Annotated in this window: 9 protein-coding genes; 7 read left to right on the forward strand and 2 right to left on the reverse strand. The window is 67.6% G+C overall.

Annotated elements, in window-relative coordinates:
* Positions 1-72: 72 nt before the first annotated feature.
* Positions 73-6,984, forward strand: coding sequence for a YDG domain-containing protein (locus tag ACLV74_RS13010; RefSeq protein WP_411879805.1), 6,912 nt, complete (start codon positions 73-75; stop codon positions 6,982-6,984).
* 99 nt (positions 6,985-7,083) lie between these two features.
* On the opposite strand, the gene ACLV74_RS13015 is transcribed toward ACLV74_RS13010, so the two are convergent.
* Positions 7,084-8,040 carry a LysR family transcriptional regulator gene (locus tag ACLV74_RS13015; protein ID WP_411879806.1) on the reverse strand — a complete coding sequence of 319 codons (957 nt, stop codon included), beginning with the start codon at positions 8,038-8,040 and terminating at the stop codon, positions 7,084-7,086.
* Positions 8,041-8,184: 144 nt separating this feature from the next.
* Here ACLV74_RS13015 and ACLV74_RS13020 point away from each other — a divergent pair, with 144 nt between their 5' ends.
* The 6 genes from ACLV74_RS13020 to ACLV74_RS13045 all read left to right on the forward strand — a co-directional run bounded on the left by ACLV74_RS13020 (position 8,185) and on the right by ACLV74_RS13045 (position 14,294).
* Positions 8,185-9,048 carry a fumarylacetoacetate hydrolase family protein gene (locus ACLV74_RS13020; RefSeq protein WP_411879807.1) on the forward strand — a complete coding sequence of 288 codons (864 nt, stop codon included), beginning with the start codon at positions 8,185-8,187 and terminating at the stop codon, positions 9,046-9,048.
* A gap of 46 nt (positions 9,049-9,094) precedes the next feature.
* Positions 9,095-10,078, forward strand: coding sequence for a Bug family tripartite tricarboxylate transporter substrate binding protein (locus ACLV74_RS13025; protein WP_411879808.1), 984 nt, complete (start codon positions 9,095-9,097; stop codon positions 10,076-10,078).
* A gap of 63 nt (positions 10,079-10,141) precedes the next feature.
* On the forward strand, positions 10,142-11,344 hold the full coding sequence (locus ACLV74_RS13030) for a 3-hydroxybenzoate 6-monooxygenase (protein ID WP_411879809.1): 1,203 nt from the start codon (positions 10,142-10,144) through the stop codon (positions 11,342-11,344).
* A gap of 76 nt (positions 11,345-11,420) precedes the next feature.
* Positions 11,421-12,491 (forward strand): cupin domain-containing protein, encoded by a 1,071-nt coding sequence (locus ACLV74_RS13035; RefSeq protein ID WP_411879810.1) that lies wholly within the window; start codon positions 11,421-11,423, stop codon positions 12,489-12,491.
* 32 nt (positions 12,492-12,523) lie between these two features.
* Positions 12,524-13,249 carry a class II aldolase/adducin family protein gene (locus ACLV74_RS13040; protein ID WP_411879811.1) on the forward strand — a complete coding sequence of 242 codons (726 nt, stop codon included), beginning with the start codon at positions 12,524-12,526 and terminating at the stop codon, positions 13,247-13,249.
* Between the two features lie 64 nt (positions 13,250-13,313).
* The gene (locus ACLV74_RS13045; protein ID WP_411879812.1) at positions 13,314-14,294 is read left to right on the forward strand and encodes a tripartite tricarboxylate transporter substrate binding protein; all 981 of its coding nucleotides are present in this window, start codon (positions 13,314-13,316) and stop codon (positions 14,292-14,294) included.
* Between the two features lie 8 nt (positions 14,295-14,302).
* On the opposite strand, the gene ACLV74_RS13050 is transcribed toward ACLV74_RS13045, so the two are convergent.
* A complete protein-coding gene (locus ACLV74_RS13050) occupies positions 14,303-17,641 on the reverse strand; it encodes an acetate--CoA ligase family protein (protein WP_411879813.1) in 3,339 nt (1,112 codons plus the stop codon).
* Positions 17,642-17,664: the final 23 nt, after the last annotated feature.

Genomic DNA, 17,664 nt, shown 5'->3' on the forward strand with positions numbered 1-17,664 from the left:
AAGCGCCGCGCCCCATGCCGCATCAAGGATTGCAACCCGTTTGATTCACAACCTGAGTGAGGGAAAACCGCCATGAACCACATCTACCGCATCATCTGGAACGACGCACGCGCCTGCTTTGAAGCCGTGGCCGAAACGGCCGGCGCCAAAGGAAAACGCAGCCTGGGCAAACGCGAGCGCGGCGTGCGCGCGCTGGCCCTGGCGGCCGGCCTGGCCGCGGCGGCGCAGGCGCTGGCCGCGCCCGCGGGCGGGCAGGTCAGCGCCGGGCAGGGCGACATCGCGCAAAGCGGCGGCACCACCACCATCACCCAGTCCACGCCCAGACTCGCCATCAACTGGCAGAGCTTTGGTATCGCCGGCAACGAGACCGTCAACTTCGTGCAGCCCGGCGCAAATGCGGTCGCGCTGAACCGCGTGCTGGGCACCGAGGCCAGCCAGATCATGGGCCGGCTCAATGCCAACGGCCAGGTCTTCCTGCTGAATCCCAACGGCGTGCTGTTCGGCCAGAGCGCGCAGGTCAGCGTGGGCGGGCTGGTGGCCTCGACCCTGGGCATGAGCGACGCCGACTTCATGGCCGGGCGCTATGTGCTGCGCGACGGCAGCGGAAGAGGCGGCAGCGTGCGCAACGAAGGCACGATACGCGCGGCGGACGGCGGCAGCATTGCGCTGGTGGGCGGCGAGGTCAGCAACACCGGTACGCTGGTGGCCAACCTGGGCACGGTGGCGCTGGCCGCGGGCAAGCAGGTCACGCTTGATTTTTCCGGCGACGGGCTGCTGAAACTCGCGGTCGACGAAGGCGCGGTCAATGCGCTGGCGCACAACGGCGGGCTGATGCAGGCCGACGGCGGCACCGCCCTGCTGACCGCCAAAGCCGCCGACGCACTGGCCGGCACCGTGGTCAACAACACCGGCGTCATCCAGGCGCGCACCCTGGAAAACCGCGGCGGCGTCATCAAGCTGCTGGGCGGCTTCAACGGTGGCACGGTGCAGGTGGGCGGCACGCTGGACGCTTCCGCGCCCACCGGCGGCGACGGCGGTTTTGTCGACACCTCGGGCGCGCATGTCAAGGTGGCCGAAGGCACACGCGTCAGCACGCGCGCCGCGCAGGGCAAGACCGGCACCTGGCTGATAGACCCCGCTGACTTCACCATCGCCGCCAGCGGCGGCGACATCAGCGGCGCCACGCTGTCCAGCAACCTGGCCAACAGCGACGTCACCATCCTGTCCAGCAGCGGCGGCACGGCGGCGGGTAATGGCGACATCAACGTCAACGACAACGTGAACTGGGCCGCCAACACGCTGACGCTGACCGCCGCGCGCGACATCAACATCCGCGCCGTGATGGACGCCACCGGCAGCTCGGCCCTGGTCATGAACACCGGCACCGCCAACGGCGCCGATGCGGGTGTTGCCGGCGGCAAGGTCAAGGTGGCGGTGGATCCGGTCACGGGTTTTGCCGGGCGCGTCAACTTCGACCGGGCGGGCACGGGCTTTCTCACCATCAATGGTGAGGGTTACATCGTTATCAACACCCTCGGCACCGAAGGCTCTGCCACGGGCCTGCAGTCCATCAACCTCGAAGGTAGTCTGCGCTATGCACTGGGTGCGGACATCGACGCCGCCGCCACGGCCACCTGGAACGGCAACCAGGGCGCGTCGCCGCTGCTAGGGCTGAGCGGCACCCTGGACGGGCTGGGCCATAGCATCAGCAACCTGAAGATCAGGACAGTGAACAACGGCGGGCTGTTCGCCGGCATCAACGGCGGTACGGTGCGCAACCTGGATTTGGCCGGCGTGACCGGTGGAGTGGACGAGTGGTACGGCACCCTGGCTGGTTCCGCCAACGGCGCCACCTTGCACAACCTGCGTGCGTCCGGCACGCTCACGGGGCCCGGCCACGACGTCGGCGGGCTGGTCGGCCTGATGACAGGCGGGACACTGCAGGACGCGCACGCCAGAGTCACGGTCAACATGACAAGCGCCGGCCTCAGCGATGTCGGTGGCCTCGTTGGCACTGCTCTCAACACGGCTATGCGCGATGTCTCGGCTTCCGGCGATGTCACGGCGACGGGCTACAACGATGTGGGGGGGCTGATTGGCCGGATGCAGGGGGGCTCCCTGGAGAATGCGCGCGCCACAGGCAAGGTCAAGGGAGCGGCAAACGTGGGCGGTTTGATTGGCGCCAATGGCAACCCCACGGCGGCAACGTCCGGCGCGAACCTGGTCAACGTCAGCGCCGCCGGCAACGTCACCGGCATCGGTTTTGGTTCCAGCACCAACCGCAACGTAGGCGGCCTGATCGGCTGGAACTTCGGCAACATCAGCCAGGCCAGCGCGACAGGCGAGGTGCTGGCCGATGGCCTCAATCAGTACAGCTACAGCGGTATTGGCGGGCTGGTCGGCGTCAACCATTCCGGGTCGATCAGCGACTCCCACGCCACCGGCGCCGTCACCGCCACGAACCTGGTTGGCAAGGCCCAGTACGTCGGCGGCCTGGCGGGGAGCAGCACGGGTGACATGACTTCCGTTTACGCCACCGGCGATGTGAAGTCCAATGGCGACTACACGGGCGGGCTGGTGGGGAGCAGCACGGGTACCCTGACCACCGTCTACGCCACCGGTAACGTGACTTCAGGGGGCAACTACACCGGCGGCTTGGTGGGCAAGAACATCGGCGCTGTGACGGATGCGTATTCCAACGCGCTGACCGTCGATGGACCCGGCAACTACACCGGCGGCCTGATCGGTGACCACAGCGGTGGCGATATCCAGAATGCAAGGTCCAACGCCAACCTCACCAGCCAGGGCCAATACACCGGCGGGCTGATAGGACGCTCGACCGGAGCGGCGCTGACCCATGCCCGCGCCAGCGGATCGGTGACGAACACCGGCACCGGCGTGGGGGCGGCCGGGCATTGGGTCGGCGGTCTGGTGGGACACCTGAACGGCGGCAGCCTCACCGATGGCCAGGCCAGCGGGGCCGTGACGGGCTACTACCTGGTCGGCGGCCTTGTCGGTTTGGCGTTAGGCACCATCGACAACGCCAAAGCGACCGGCGACGTGACTGGCCTCTATCAAGCCACTGGCGGATTGGTTGGCAGCGCCCTCGCGCCTGTCTCGAATGCGGAAGCCACCGGGAACGTCACCGGTGGGCTGGACGTAGGGGGGCTGATCGGCAGGACGGTGTATGACGTCACGGATGCCGTCGCCCGCGGCAGGGTAGAGGGCGTCAGCCAGGTCGGCGGCCTGATCGGAACCAGCGGCAATCTGATGACCGTGCGAAACGCTCGGGCCGAGGGTGCCGTGCGTGCCACGGGGACCGGCGACAGCGAGGCGGGCGGCCTGATCGGATATTCGGAATCGCTGGTGGTCAACAGTTCCGCAACGGGCCGGGTCGAGGCAAACGGCAACATGGTCGGCGGGCTGATAGGGCATTCAAGAATCGACGGCCCGACGGACAGCCTGGGTTGGATGGAGAACCTGTACGCCACCGGCGACGTCAGCGGCGCCGGTAGCGTTGGCGGGCTGGTGGGGGCGGGGGGCTTCTTGAACCCGGGATGGGTCGCAAAGGAACGATTCCGCGCCGTCTATGCTTCGGGCAACGTGACGGGCACGGGCGACGCGGTGGGCGGCCTGATCGGTTACGGTGGCGCGGCGAGCCTCACCGATGCCTATGCCACCGGCAGCGTCACCGGCGCCGCCCGGGTCGGGGGCCTCATCGGCGAACACATCGTCGGTGCGCTGAACCGCACTTACGCGACGGGGGCGGTCACTGGCAACAGCGCCACGGGCGGGCTGATCGGCACCTCGATCGGCGGCGTCACCAACAGCTACTGGGACACCGTCAGCACGGGGCAGGCTACCAGCCCCGTCGGCACCGGCAAGACCAGCGCCCAGATGAAACAGGCCGCCACCTTTGCCGGCTGGAGCATCGACAACCTGGGCGGCACCGGCAGCACCTGGCGCATTTACGAAGGCCAGACCGGCCCGCTGCTGCGCAGCTTCCTGGTGGCGCAAAACGTGGCCAATGTGAGCGCGGTCTACAACGCGGCGACGCAGGCCGGCAGCGTGGTGGCGCCCTCGGGCACGCGCACCGGCACCGCCGCCAGCGGCCGCAACGCCGGCACCTACACCGCGTTTTCCGGGCAGCAGGGCCTGGACATCGTGGGCGGGCTTCTGACCATCACCCCGGCGGCGCTTACCGTGAGCGGCGTGACGGCCAGCGACAAGGTCTACGACGGCACCAGCACCGCCACGCTGGACACCGGTTCAGGCGCGCTGAGCGGCGTGCTGGGCAGCGACAGCGTGGCCATCAACCTCGCTGGCGCCACCGGCAGCTTCGCCGACAAGAACGTGGGCAATGCCAAGGCGGTCACCGTGACCGGCGCCGGCCTGCTGTCAGGTGCGGACGCCGGCAACTACACCGTCAGCAGCCCCGCCGGGCTGACAGCCAGCATCACGCCCAAGGCGCTGACGGTCAGCGGCGTCAGCGCCGGCAACAAGGTCTACGACGGCAACGCCACCGCCGCGCTGAACACAGGCGCGGCCGCGCTGTCGGGCGTGATAGGCGGCGACACCGTGGCCGTCAACCTGAGCGGCGTCACCGGCAGCTTCGCCGACAAGAACGTGGGCACTGCCAAGGCCGTGAGCCTGAGCGGCGCCGGCCTGCTGTCCGGCGCCGATGCCGGCAATTACAGCGTGAGCAACCCGGCCGGGCTGGCGGCCGACATCACGCCCAAGGCCCTGACCATCAGCGGCATCACGGCCGGCGACAAGGTCTACGACGGCGGCACCGCCGCCACCGTGAACACCAGCGGCGCAAGCTACACAGGCCTGGTGAGCGGCGATGCTTTGACCGTCAGCGCCACCGGCAGCTTCGGCGACAAGAACGTCGGCAACGGCAAAATCGTCACGCTGGCCAGCAGTTATGGCGGCGCCGACCTCGGCAACTACAGCATCACCGGCCAGGCCTCCACCACGGCCAGCATCACGCCCAAGGCTCTGACCATCAGCGGCATCACGGCCGGCGACAAGGTCTACGACGGCGGCACCGCCGCCACCGTGAACACCAGCGGCGCAAGCTACACAGGCCTGGTGAGCGGCGATGCCCTGAACGTCAGCGCCACCGGCAGCTTCGGCGACAAGAACGTGGGCACCGGCAAAACCGTGTCGCTGGCCAGCAGCTACCGCGGCGCCGACCTCGGCAACTACAGCATCACCGGCCAGGCAACGACCACGGCCAGCATCACGCCCAAGGCGCTGACGGTGGGCGGCATCACGGCCGGCGACAAGGTCTACGACGGCGGCGCCACCGCCACCGTGAACACCAGCGGCGCAAGCTACACGGGTCTGGTCGGCGGCGATGACCTCACGGTCAGCGCCACCGGCAGCTTTGGCAACAAGAACGTGGGCAATGGCAAAACCGTCACGCTGGCGAGCAGCTATGGCGGCGCCGATGCCGGCAACTACAGCATCACCGGCCAGGCCTCCACCACGGCGAACATCACACCCAAAGCGCTGACCGTCACCGGCATCGCGGCCGGCGACAAGGTGTATGACGGCGGCACCACCGCCACCGTGAACACCAGCGGTGCAAGCTACACAGGCCTGGTGAGCGGCGATGCCCTGACCGTCAGCGCTACCGGCAGCTTTGGCGACAAGAACGTGGGCAACGGAAAAACCGTCACCCTGGCCAGCAGCTACAGCGGCGCCGACCTCGGCAACTACAGCATCACCGACCAGGCAACGACGACGGCCAGAATCACGCCCAAGGCGCTGACGATGGGCGGCATCACGGCCGGCGACAAGGTGTACGACGGTGGCACGGCCGCCACGGTGAACACCAGCGGCGCAAGCTACACCGGCCTGGTCGGCGGCGACGACCTCACGGTCAGCGCCACCGGCAGCTTTGGCGACAAGAACGCGGGCAACGGAAAAACCGTCACCCTGGCCACCAGCTACAGCGGCGCCGACCTCGGCAACTACAGCATCACGGGCCAGGCCACGACGACGGCCAGCATCACGCCCAAGGGCTTGACGGTCAGCGGCGTCACGGCCGGCAACAAGGTCTACGACGGCAGCACCGCCGCCACCGTCAACACCGCGGGCGCGACCTACAGCGGGCTGATAGGCGGCGACGACCTGACGCTCACGGTCACGGGCACTTTCGCCGACAAACACGCGGCCACCGGCAAAACCGTGACCTTGGCCGGCAACTACAGCGGCGCCGACGCCGGCAACTACGCGATCACCGGCCAGACGGCCACCACGGCCGACATCACGCCCGCCGCATTGACGGTGACGGCGCAGGCCGACAACCGTGTCTACAACGGCAGCACCGCGTCCTCGGTGGGCCCGGTCGTCACCGGCACGCTCTACGATGCGATCGGCAGTGCGGCGACGCAAAGCTTCGACAACAGGAATGCCGGCACCGGCAAGACCCTGAACGCGGCCGGCCTCGTGATGAACGACGGCAACGGCGGCAACAACTATGCCGTCAGCTACGTCGCCAACACCGGCGGCGTCATCACGCCGGCGTCGCTGTCGGTGGTGGCGGACAACCAGGCCAAGCAGGCCAATACCGCGGACCCCTTGCTGACCTACACCACCGGGCCGTTCGCCGCGGGCGACAGCGCGGCTTCGGTGCTCAGCGGCCAGTTGCAGCGCGCCGCGGGGGAACAGGCGGGCGCCTACGCGATCAACCAGGGCCTACTGGCCTCCAATGGAAACTACACCATCGACTACACGCCGGGCAGCCTGGTGATCACGGCCGCGCCGGTGCTCGGCACCCCCGGGCAGAACGAGCAGCAACAGGCAGCCCGGCAAAAGCCCTTGCCCGTGCCTGAAGTCAGGCAGCTCTTTGCCTGCGCGGACAGCCGCGGCAACTGCGGGGGCGAGTTGCCGGTCAGGGTTGTGGATGAGGGCTTGCGCATGCCGGCCGTTGCGCGCGGTCCGCGCGCCGGGCTGCGCGAGACGGCGGAGTAGGGCGGTTCAAGCGGGCGGGGCGGCCTGCCTGCCATGCGGGAGTTGCCCGCAGTGCCGCCGCCGCGATGATTTCCAGGGCGGGTTAAGGACCGCGGGCGCCTATGAACCCGTTGCCCTGGCGCGGACGCGCCCACCGATTTCGGAAACGGCCGCATCCAGGGGAAGGTTCACCGCGGTCTCGTAGATCTGCGCGCGCAACCAGGCGTTGCCCGGGTCGCGGTGGTAGCGGTCGTGCCAGTACTGGGTGACTGCGTAGCTGGGAAACCTGACCGGCAGGGACACCACCTTCACCCCTTTTTCGGCCGCGAAAATGGCGCCCAGGCGCAAGGGGACGATGGCCACCAGGCTGGAGCCGGCCACCACCTGGCCCAGGCCGAGGAAGGAGGGCACCTTGAGCGCGAAGACGCGCTGCACGCCTTTGCGTTCCAGGAACTTGTCGACGATGGCGTGCGAGGTGGCCGACAGCAGGATGTTGACGTGGCGCTCCTGCTGCAGCTGCGCCAGCGTCATGCGTTTGCCGATGCGCGGGTGGTTGCTGGACGCGATGCAGACAAAACCTTCGTCGAACAGTTTCTGCTGGTAGAAGCCGGCATTGATCTGCGCCGTGAAGCCGGCCGCCAGGTCGGCCTCGCCGGACTCAAGCTGGCGCGCCGTCTCGAAGCTGAGGTTGGCGATCTCGATCTTGACGTTGGGGGCCAGCCGCTGGATCTTCGGCAGCAGGCGCGGCAGCAGCGTCATCTGGCCGACGTCCGTCATGCAGATGCGAAAACTGCGCGTGATCTCCGCGGGATTGAATTCGGCGGGCCGCACCAGGCTCTGGTCCAGCAGCTGCAGGGCCTGCCGCAGCACCGGCTCGATCAGCTTGGCGCGCGGCGTGGGCTGCATGCCCTGCGCGGTGCGCACAAACAGCGGGTCCTCATAGTGCTCACGCAGCTGGGCCAGCACCACGCTGACCGAGGACTGGCTCAGGCCCACCGCTTCGGCGGCGCGCGTCACGTTCCGGGCGGCGCACAGCGCGACAAATATGCGCAGGTGGCGTAAATCGAGTTCGCTCATGGCATCCCACTATTGATATTTTCGATTGTGTGAATCGATAAGTACGCATTGTATTGATAGTGCAGGCCCCGTAAATTTCAGTCCATCGAGGGCCGCGCCAACAGCAGCCCTCCTTTCTGAACAACGAACGCATTGAGGAGACACATGAAACTTTGCAGATTCAACGACGGCCGGCTGGGCCTGGTGCTGGGCGACGAAGTGGTCGACGTCACGGCGGCCCTGCGCCTGCTGCCCGCCTGCCACTATCCGCTGCCGGCGCATGACCTGCTGATCGCAAATCTCGAAGCGATTCGCGGCGAAGTGCAAAAGCTTGCGTCGGCCGCCGGGGCCGAGCGCCATCCGCTGGCCTCGCTGCGCCTGCTGAGCCCGGTCGCGAACCCGGGCAAGGTGGTGGCCGCGCCGGTGAACTACCTCAAGCACCTGGAAGAAGCGCGCGAGGACAAGGCCATCCACCACCAGAACCAGATCGGTGAAATCCAGCGTGTCGGCATGTTCCTGAAGGCCACGAGTTCCGTCGAGGGGCCTTCGGCGGGCGTGAAGATCGCGCGGCCGGACAGGCGCAACGACCATGAAATCGAGCTGGCCGTGATCATCGGGAAAGCCGGACGCAACATCGCCGCCGCGAATGCGCTGGACCACGTGGCGGCCTATTGCATAGGGCTGGACATGACCGTCAGGGGCCCGGAAGAGCGAAGCATGCGCAAGTCGCCCGACGGCTACACGGTGCTCGGCCCCTGGCTGACGACACCGGACGAGATCGCGGACCCCGCCAGCCTGGAACTGGTCATCACGGTCAACGGCGAAGTGCGGCAGCGCGCGAACACGCGGGACCTGATCATGACCGTTCCGCAGCTCATAGCATTCGCATCCTCGTTCTACACGCTCAAACCCGGCGACGTGCTGCTGACCGGCACGCCCGAGGGTGTGTCACAGGTCTTTCCCGGCGACCGGATGGTGGCGGAGATTGAAGGCCTGGGCCGTATGGAAGTCGGCATCCACGCGGATTGAAGAAACCGCATCTCCTTATAAAAATCCAAAAACTGAAAGAGACAAGATGAACAAAAGCATCAGAACCTGGGTTGCCGCTTGTTCCCTGCTGGCGGCCCTTGCGCCCATGGCGCAGGCCCAGCCCGCGCAAGCCGCTTGGCCCACAGGGCCCGTGCGTTTTGTCGTGCCTTTCCCCGCCGGCTCCGCGCCCGACGTGCTGATCCGCTTTGTCGGCGTGAAGCTGACGGAGAAGTGGGGCCAATCGGTGATCGTCGACAACAGGCCGGGCGGCAGCGGCGTGATCGGCATGAACGCCATCCTCACGGCGCCTGCGGACGGAAGCGTGTTCGGTTTTGTGCAGGGCTCGGCGATCTCCGTGGCGCCCAGCATCATCAAGGATGTGAAGTACGACTTCAAGCGCGATTTTGTGCCGGTGACGCTGGCGGCGGTGGCGCCCTTTGTGCTGGTGGTGCCAGCCGATTCGCCGCACAAGACGCTGGCCGACCTGGTCGCGGCGGCCAAGGCCAATCCCAAAAGTGTTGAAGTTGCCGACGTGGGCCGCGGCACCGCGCCGCACCTGGCATCGGCCTTGCTGGGCATACAGTCCGGCGCGCAGTTCCTGGAGGTCCACTACCCGGGCGGCGCGCAGGCGATGCAGGCCGCCCTCGGCGGGCAGATACAGATGATGGTGGATTCCTACAACGTGGTCGCCGGCAATGTCCAGGGCGGAAAGCTGCGCGTGCTGGCCTCGATGTCGGACCGCGTCGAGCCGGGCCTGGAACAGTTTCCGCTGGCCAATAAAACGGTACCCGGCGCGGTGGCGCATGGCTGGTTCGCCGTGATCGCAAAAAAGGGCGTTCCTGCCGCGGCCCTCACCAAAATGAACCGCGACCTGAACGACGTGCTGCTGCGCCCCGACGTGGTCGCCAAGTCGCGCGAGCTGGGAACCTACCCGCGCCCGGGAACGCCCGAACAGCTGCTGGAGCACATCGAGCAGGACAGGAAGTCCGCGCAAAGCGTGCTCGACAGGCTGGGCATCAAGCCCGAGTGAGCTCTTGGGCTCTTGCCGGTGGCACCCGCGCCGGCCGTTTATCAATCAGTGGAGAAAATTTCAATGAATCCCAACTCAATGCCGGTGCTGGTTGCCGGCGGCGGTATAGGCGGCCTGGCCGCGGCCCTTGCGCTGGTTCGCCAGGGCTTTACCGTCCAGGTGCTGGAGCAGGCCTGCGAGATCGGCGAGATCGGCGCGGGCGTGCAGCTCAGCCCGAATGCCTTCCATGCCTTCGATGCCCTGGGTGTCGGCGAGAAAGCCCGCAGCCGCGCCGTGTACACCGACTATGCGGTGATGCACGATGCGCTCGACGAGTACCAGGTCGGCAGGATAGAGACCGGCGAAGCCTTCCGCCAACGTTTCGGCAACCCCTATGCGGTGGTCCACCGTGTGGACGTGCATACCGCCCTGATGGAGGGCGCGGCGGAGACCGGCAGGGTGGAGTTCTTCACCAGTACCCGCATCGAAAAGGTGGAGCAGGATGAAGCCGCCGGCACCGTGACGGCGACCGACCAGAACGGCAAGCGCTGGACCGGCCAGGCCCTGATAGGCGCGGACGGCGGCAAGTCGGTGGTGCGCGCCCAGTACGTCAACGACCAGCCGCGCGTGACCGGCCATGTGGTGTACCGCGCCGTGGTCGACGAGGCGGACTTTCCCGCCGACCTGAAATGGAACGCCTCCAGCATCTGGGTGGGGCCGAACTGCCACCTGGTGCACTACCCGCTGCGCGGCGGCGCCCAGTACAACGTGGTGGTGACCTTCCACAGCCGGCAGCAGGAGCAGTGGGGCGTCACCGAAGGCAGCCAGGAGGAGGTTGAAAGCTACTTCCAGGGCGTCTGCCCGAAAGCGCGCCAGCTCATCAAACTGCCGAAAAGCTGGAAGCGTTGGGCCACGGCGGACCGCGACCCGATCGCGCAGTGGAACTTCGGCCGCGTCACCCTGCTCGGGGATGCCGCGCACCCGACCACGCAGTACATGGCCCAGGGCGCCTGCATGGCCGTCGAGGACGGCGTGACGCTGGGCGAGGCGCTGCGTGTCTCCGGCAACGACTGGGGCAGGGCGCTGGCGCTCTACCAGCGCAGCCGCGTCACCCGCACCGCGCGCATCGTGCTGTCGGGCCGCGAGATGGGGCGCCTGTTCCACATGTCGGGCGTGGAGCGCCTGGTGCGCAACAGCCTCTGGAAGGGCCGCAGCCAGGAGCGTTATTACGACGCCATCGAATGGCTTTACGGCTGGAAGGTCACCAACTGCCTTCAAACCGACTAGCCGGGTAGCCGATCAGCCGATCAGCCGATCAGCCGATTCACCGATTCACCGATTGACCACGCGCAAGGAACATCCCATGCAAGACACGCAAGACACCAAAGACACCGGCCGTTTCGAGTCGCTGGGACGCCTCGAAGACCTGCCCCAGTCCTACCGCGATGAACTCACCGCCCAGAACCTGGCGCCGCTCTGGCCCAGCCTGCGCGCCATGCTGCCGCCCCACGTGCCGGCGCGCAGGACGGAAACCACGCACTGGGCCTACCGGTCGCTGCGCCCCTTGCTGCTCAAGGCCGGTGAACTGACGCCGATTGAAAAAGCCGAGCGGCGTGTCCTGGTGCTCGCCAACCCCGGCCACGGCATCGACAAGATGCAGGCCAGCCCGGCCATCTACCTGGGCATGCAACTGCTGCTGCCGGGTGAAAAGGCGCCGGCCCACCGGCATACGCCCAATGCGGTCCGCATGGTGGTGGAAGGCACGGGCGCCTGGACCCTGGTGGACGGCGAGAAATGCCCCATGAACCGCGGCGACCTGATCCTCACGCCGAGCGGCATGTGGCACGAGCACGGGCACGACGGCGCGGACCCTGTGATCTGGCTGGACGTGCTGGACATCCCGCTGGTGTATTACATGGAGACCTCCTACCACGTGGAGGGCCCGCACCAGGAGGCGCAGGCCGGGCAGGGCGCGAAGGCCTATGCGCGCGGCGGCGTGGTGCCCACCACCGTCTTCCAGCGTTCCGGCAAACGCTACCCCATGCTGTGCTACCCCTGGGCGGACACCAGGGCGGCCTTGCTGTCGCTGGCGGAAGACCAGCCCGATACGGGCGCGGTGCAGGTGACCTACGTCAACCCGGAAACCGGCCGGGACGCGGAGAACATCCTCGGCTTTTATGCCCTGATGCTGCGCCCGGGCCAGTCGCTGCGGCTGGCGGCCCGCTCCCCGGCGCAGGTCCTGCACCAGATCGAAGGCCAGACCGACGTGGACGTGGACGGCAAGGCCTTTGCCCTGCTGGAAGCCGATACCGCCGTGGTCCCGGGCTACACCGCCGTCGAGCTGCGCAACCGCTCGGAGCTTGAACCGGCCTTTATCTTCATGGCGGATGAATCGCCGCTGCACCGCAAGCTCGGCGTGTACGAAACGCGCTGACCCCTTAAAACCTGAAGCTCCGAAAGACCCACGTGACCCTTCATTCCCCTTCCGCCGAAGCTGTCGACAAGCTGGTTTATGCCAACCGCATCCTGTACGACCAAGGTGTCGTCGACGGGCTGGGCCACGCAAGCGTGCGGCACGAGAGCGACCCGGATGTCTTCCTGCTGTCCTGCAACCGCGCGCCCGGCCTGGTGCGCCGCCAGGACATCGTGTGCTACGGCCTGGACGGGAACGCCGTGTCCGAAACGGCAGAGCGCCCCTACCTCGAGCGTTTCATCCATGCGGAAATCTACCGCTCACGCCCGGATGTGATGGCCGTGGTGCACAGCCATTCGCACAACGTCATCCCCTTCGCCAGCACGCAGACGGCCTTGCGGCCGGTGTTTCACATGGCCGGCTTCCTGGAGGAGGGCGCGGCGCATTTCGAGATCCGCGACGTCGCCGGCAACACCGATATGCTGATCCGCAGCACCTACCTGGGCGCCGCGCTGGCCGCTTCGCTGGGGCGGCACAGCTGTGTGCTGATGCGCGGGCACGGCTCGACCGTGGTGGGCACCTCCATCGAGCAGGCGGTTTACCGCGCGATTTACACCGAGACCAACGCCAGGCTTCAACTGGCGGCCCAGGGCCTGGGCGAGATCACCTTCCTCAATGCCGAGGAAGCCCGGCTGTGTTCGGAGGCCAATGACGGGCAGATCCCGCGCTCGTGGAACCTGTGGATCAAGCGGCTGGGCGCCGTCGACCTGGACAGCTGAAGAAGTTTTTCCCCTTGCCCGTTCATCACTTCCAAAAACCAAAACCCAAAAACAGGAGACAGCCGTGATCCCCAGATTCAAATTGTTGCGCGCAAGTGCACTCGTGCTCTGCTGCCTGCCGCTATGGCTTTCGGCCCATGCCGCCGACAAGTACCCCGACAAGCCGGTTCGTGTCGTCGTGCCCTTCCCGGCGGGCGGCGGCACCGACACCATGGCCCGCACCCTGGGCCTGGCCTTGCAGCAGGCGCTGGGGCAACCCTTTCTGGTGGACAACAAATCCGGCGCCACCGGCAACATCGGCACCGAGTTCGTCGCACGCTCGCCGGGAGACGGCTACACGCTGCTGGTGGTGCCCAACTCCCTGGCGATCAACAAGTTTTTGTTTCCCAGGCTGGCCTTCGACCCGCAGAAAAGCTTCAAGCCCGTCGCGCTGCTGGGATCGTCGCCGGTTGTTGTTGGCGTCAAAGCCTCGTTGCCGGTGAACTCCATCCAGGAACTGATCGCCATGGCCCGAAAGAACCCGGGCAAGCTCAGCTATGCCTCCTGCGGGTCCGGCTCGCCGCAGCACATTGCCGGTGAACTGTTCAAGATGATGGCCAAGGTGGACATCACCCACATTCCCTACAAGGGATGCTCCCCGGCGGCGGTGGATGCCGCCGGCGGCCTGGTGGACGTGGTGTTCAACACCGTCGCGAACATCCGGCCCTTTGTGCAGACGGGAAAGGTGAGGGCCCTGGCCGTCACCAGCGCCAAACGTTCGGCGCTGGCGCCTGAACTGCCGACGGTGCAGGAAAGCAATCTTCCGGGCTATGACATCGAGGTCTGGTTCGGCGCCCTGGCACCCGCCGGCACACCCGACGCCGTCATCGCCCGCCTCAACGCCGAGATCAACAAGACCCTGGCGCGCCCGGAAATCAGGGACGGCATGGAAAAGATATCGTACGAAGCCGTCGGTGGAAGCAGCAAACAGTTTGCCGACGTCATCCAGCGGGACCTGGAACGCTACGGCGCGATCATCAGCAAGGCGAACATCAAGATTGATTGAGGGGGCGCTCAATCCACCCGCTGAACCGGCGGGTAATTGAAGCGGCCCTCCAGGTGGGCGCTGCGCGGCTGGTAAAGGCGCAGCACCAGGTAAAACGCTTCGCCCGCGGGGGCGGGCAGCCAGTTCCTTCCTTCGCCGGGATCATCGGCCTGGATGGCAATGTCCAGGCCGCCGTCGGCATCCAGCCGCAGCCCGCGCGTACGGTCGCCAATCGAATGACGCCCGAGCGGATTGGCCGCCAGCAGGCAGTCCTTGCGCTGGTAGAGCGTGATCGACCAGAAAGCGTCCACCTGCAGCGGCGCGCCGGCGGGGAAGCGCAGCAGGTAGCGAAAGCTGCCGTCGAGTTCGGCGCCGGCGGCGTCGACTTCGGCCATGATGTACATGGCCTCTTCGATGCCCAGGGTCCCTATCCAGTTCCGGGCCACGCGCGCCCGTGTGGCGAAATCGCGGCCGAAGTGCGTCCGCACCGAGACGGCGGTGGTCCAGCCGCCGCCCAGTTCCGCGTCGTGGCTGGCGCCGCGCAAGTCGCGGTAGACCTGGGCCAGCGCCGGCTGCAGCTCACCGGGCGAAGGCGGCCAGCCGGTCAGCGCGTGTTCCGCGGGGTTGCGGGACATCATCTCTCCGAGAACGCGCAGGTACTCACCGGCATCCGGAACGCCGGTGCCGCGTCCATCGAGAAGGGTGTCGATGCGGGACACGGCCGGGGCGCCGTCCGGCCGGCTGATGCTGAAGCGGTCCTGCAGGGAATGGACAAGCGCGTGGTCCTTCTCATCATGGTCTACCAGGATGCGGCCTATGACCCAGACGTCGTCGCCGGGGGCGCTGATGGTGTGCATGCCGGCGGGCGTGGCGCCTCGCCATGTCGGGCCGTGCACGAAAAGGCGTTGCGCGCACCCGCCCGTGGTGCGCCGTCCTGCATAGGCCCAGGGGTTGGTCCAGGCATCCAGGAAGCCCAGGGTCCAGTAGCGTTCGCCCATTTCGGGCACGTCGATGACGACCGGGCCGCCCGACAGGTCCAGCCAGGCGTTCGTGAAGAGCGTGTCGTTGTTCGGCGTGACGACTTCCCTGTCTTCAGGGCCGCGCAGCCGCCGTGTGTGCGTGAACTGGTTCACCCAGCGCAGGGTGGAGGCCGGGCCGTCGCCGGCGAAGCCGTGCACCGGATGGCGCCGGGCGGTGTTGGCCGCGCGCATGCGCGCCATCTCGAAAAGCGGCAGCGTTTCCATCACCGCCTGGGCCGTCGGCTGCGAAAGCGCGGCCGCCCGGCCCAGCACCACCGCGTCCAGCGCCATCGCGCCTTTTCCGCGCGGCAGTACGGTAAAGGGGTTGATGTCGATGGCCTGCAGCGAATCACCGGCGGCCATGGCGAGACCGGACAATTTCACAATCGCCTGGGCCAGGGCGTCGACGTCGGCCATGGGCGCGCCGCGAAAGCCGTGCAGCAGGGCGGTGGTCTTCAGCTCGCTGATCATGCCGCGTGCCTGGGCAAGGTCCACCGGCGCGACGCGAAATGCCACGTCGCGCAGCAGCTCCACGTTCACGCCGCCCAGGCCCAGCATCAGCACATGGCCCAGCACGGGATCGCGGTGCACGCCCAGGATGCACTCCACCCCCCCGCGCACCATGGGCGCGACCAGAACACCGTCTACCCGCGCTTCGGGCGCGGCAACCTTGACGCTGGCGTGGATGCGGTCGTAGGCCTCGCCCGCCTGCTCGGCATCCGCCACGGACAGCACCACACCGCCGACCTCGCTCTTGTGCGTGATGTCCGCGGAGAGCACCTTCATCACCACGGGAAAGCCGAGTTCGCGCGCGCCGGCGATCGCCTCGGCGCGCGATGGCGCCCGGCGCAGCGGCACCGCCGGCACGCCGTGGCTGCGCAACAGATCCAGCGCGTCGGCCTCGTTGTACGTCGCGCGATCCAGCAGAACAGGCGCGGCCGGCGGGGACGGCGCATGGCTGGCCTCCTTTCGGCTTTCGCAAAAGAAGTTCACCGCGGCAAGCACCCGGATGGCGCGGCTGGGGTCCGGGAACGTCAGGCAGCCCAGCGCTTGCAGCGCGCGCTGCTGCGCCGGGTCCGCCAGCGTGCTGAACATCACCAGGCGCCCCGGGTAGTCGCGCCGCAGCGTGCGCGCGAGCGTCTTCTGCATGTCCTGCATCACGGGTGAAAGCCCGGCGGCGGCGAGGAAGATGAGCAGGCTGCCGTAGCCGCCTTCACCGAGCATCGCGCCGGCGGCAAGCTCGAGCAGGCCGGGATCCGAAGTCACCTGCCCGGTCACGTCCACCGGGTTTCGGGTGGCGGCGAAGGGCACGCGGGCCAGGATGCGGTCCTGCGCGGATTGCGCAAGCGGCGCGATGTCCAGGCCTGCGTCCGCGGCTTCGTCGGCCATCAGCACACCCACGCCTCCGGAGACGGTGAGCAGGCCCACGCTGGCGTTGGCGGGCAGGCCCGAGACGGCCAGGCAATGGGCGATGTCGAAGAACTCGTCGATGGTGCGCGCGCGCCAGACGCCGTACTGGCGGAACAGGGCGTCAAATGCGGCGTCGTCGCCCGCCAGCGCGGCCGTGTGCGAGGCGGCGGCCATGGCGCCGAGTTCCGTGCGCCCGACCTTCACCATGACCACCGGCTTGCCCGCGGAGCGCGCCAGGCCCAGCGCCCGCTTGAGCTTGGCGCCGTCCTTGCAGCCTTCCATATACGCCATGATGACCTGGGTCGCCGGGTCGCGCGCCATCCACGCGATGCAGTCCGCCACCTCGATGTCCGACTCGTTGCCGGTGGTCACCCAGGTGGAAAGGCCCACCTCGCGTTCGCGGGCCATGCCGTAGGCATAGGCGCCGAAGGCGCCGCTCTGGCTGGCGATGCCGACGCAGCCGGAGGGCGCGATGCCGGTGGAGACGGCCGGCGAGAAGGTCGCGTACACCCCCAGCGCGGCGTTCATGAAGCCCAGGCAGTTCGGGCCGAGCACCCGTATGCCCGCTTCGCGCGCCTTGTTGATGAAGCGCTGCTGCGCCTGCGCGCCTTGTTCCCCGGTTTCGGCAAAGCCGGCCGAGAACATCACGATGTTTTTGACGCCGGCCGCCAGGGCGTCGTCCAGGGCCGCGTCGGCCTGCGCCGCGGGTATCGCGAAGATCGCCAGGTCTATGGGTTGGCCGACGGCCTGCAGGCGCGGATACACACGCAGGCCCAGGATTTCAGCGCGGCCCGGGTTGACCGGGTAGACCGCTCCGGCATAGCCGTGGTCCAGCAGGTAGCGCAAAGGCGCGGCGCCGATTTTTTCCGGCGCGGCGGAGGCGCCGACGACCGCGATGGAACGGGGCGCAAAAAAAGAATCGAGATCGGGTGGGGCCACGGCGTGCTGCTTGACGGTTGAAG

Source organism: Polaromonas sp. YR568 (assembly GCF_943369415.1).
GTDB lineage: Bacteria > Pseudomonadota > Gammaproteobacteria > Burkholderiales > Burkholderiaceae_C > Polaromonas.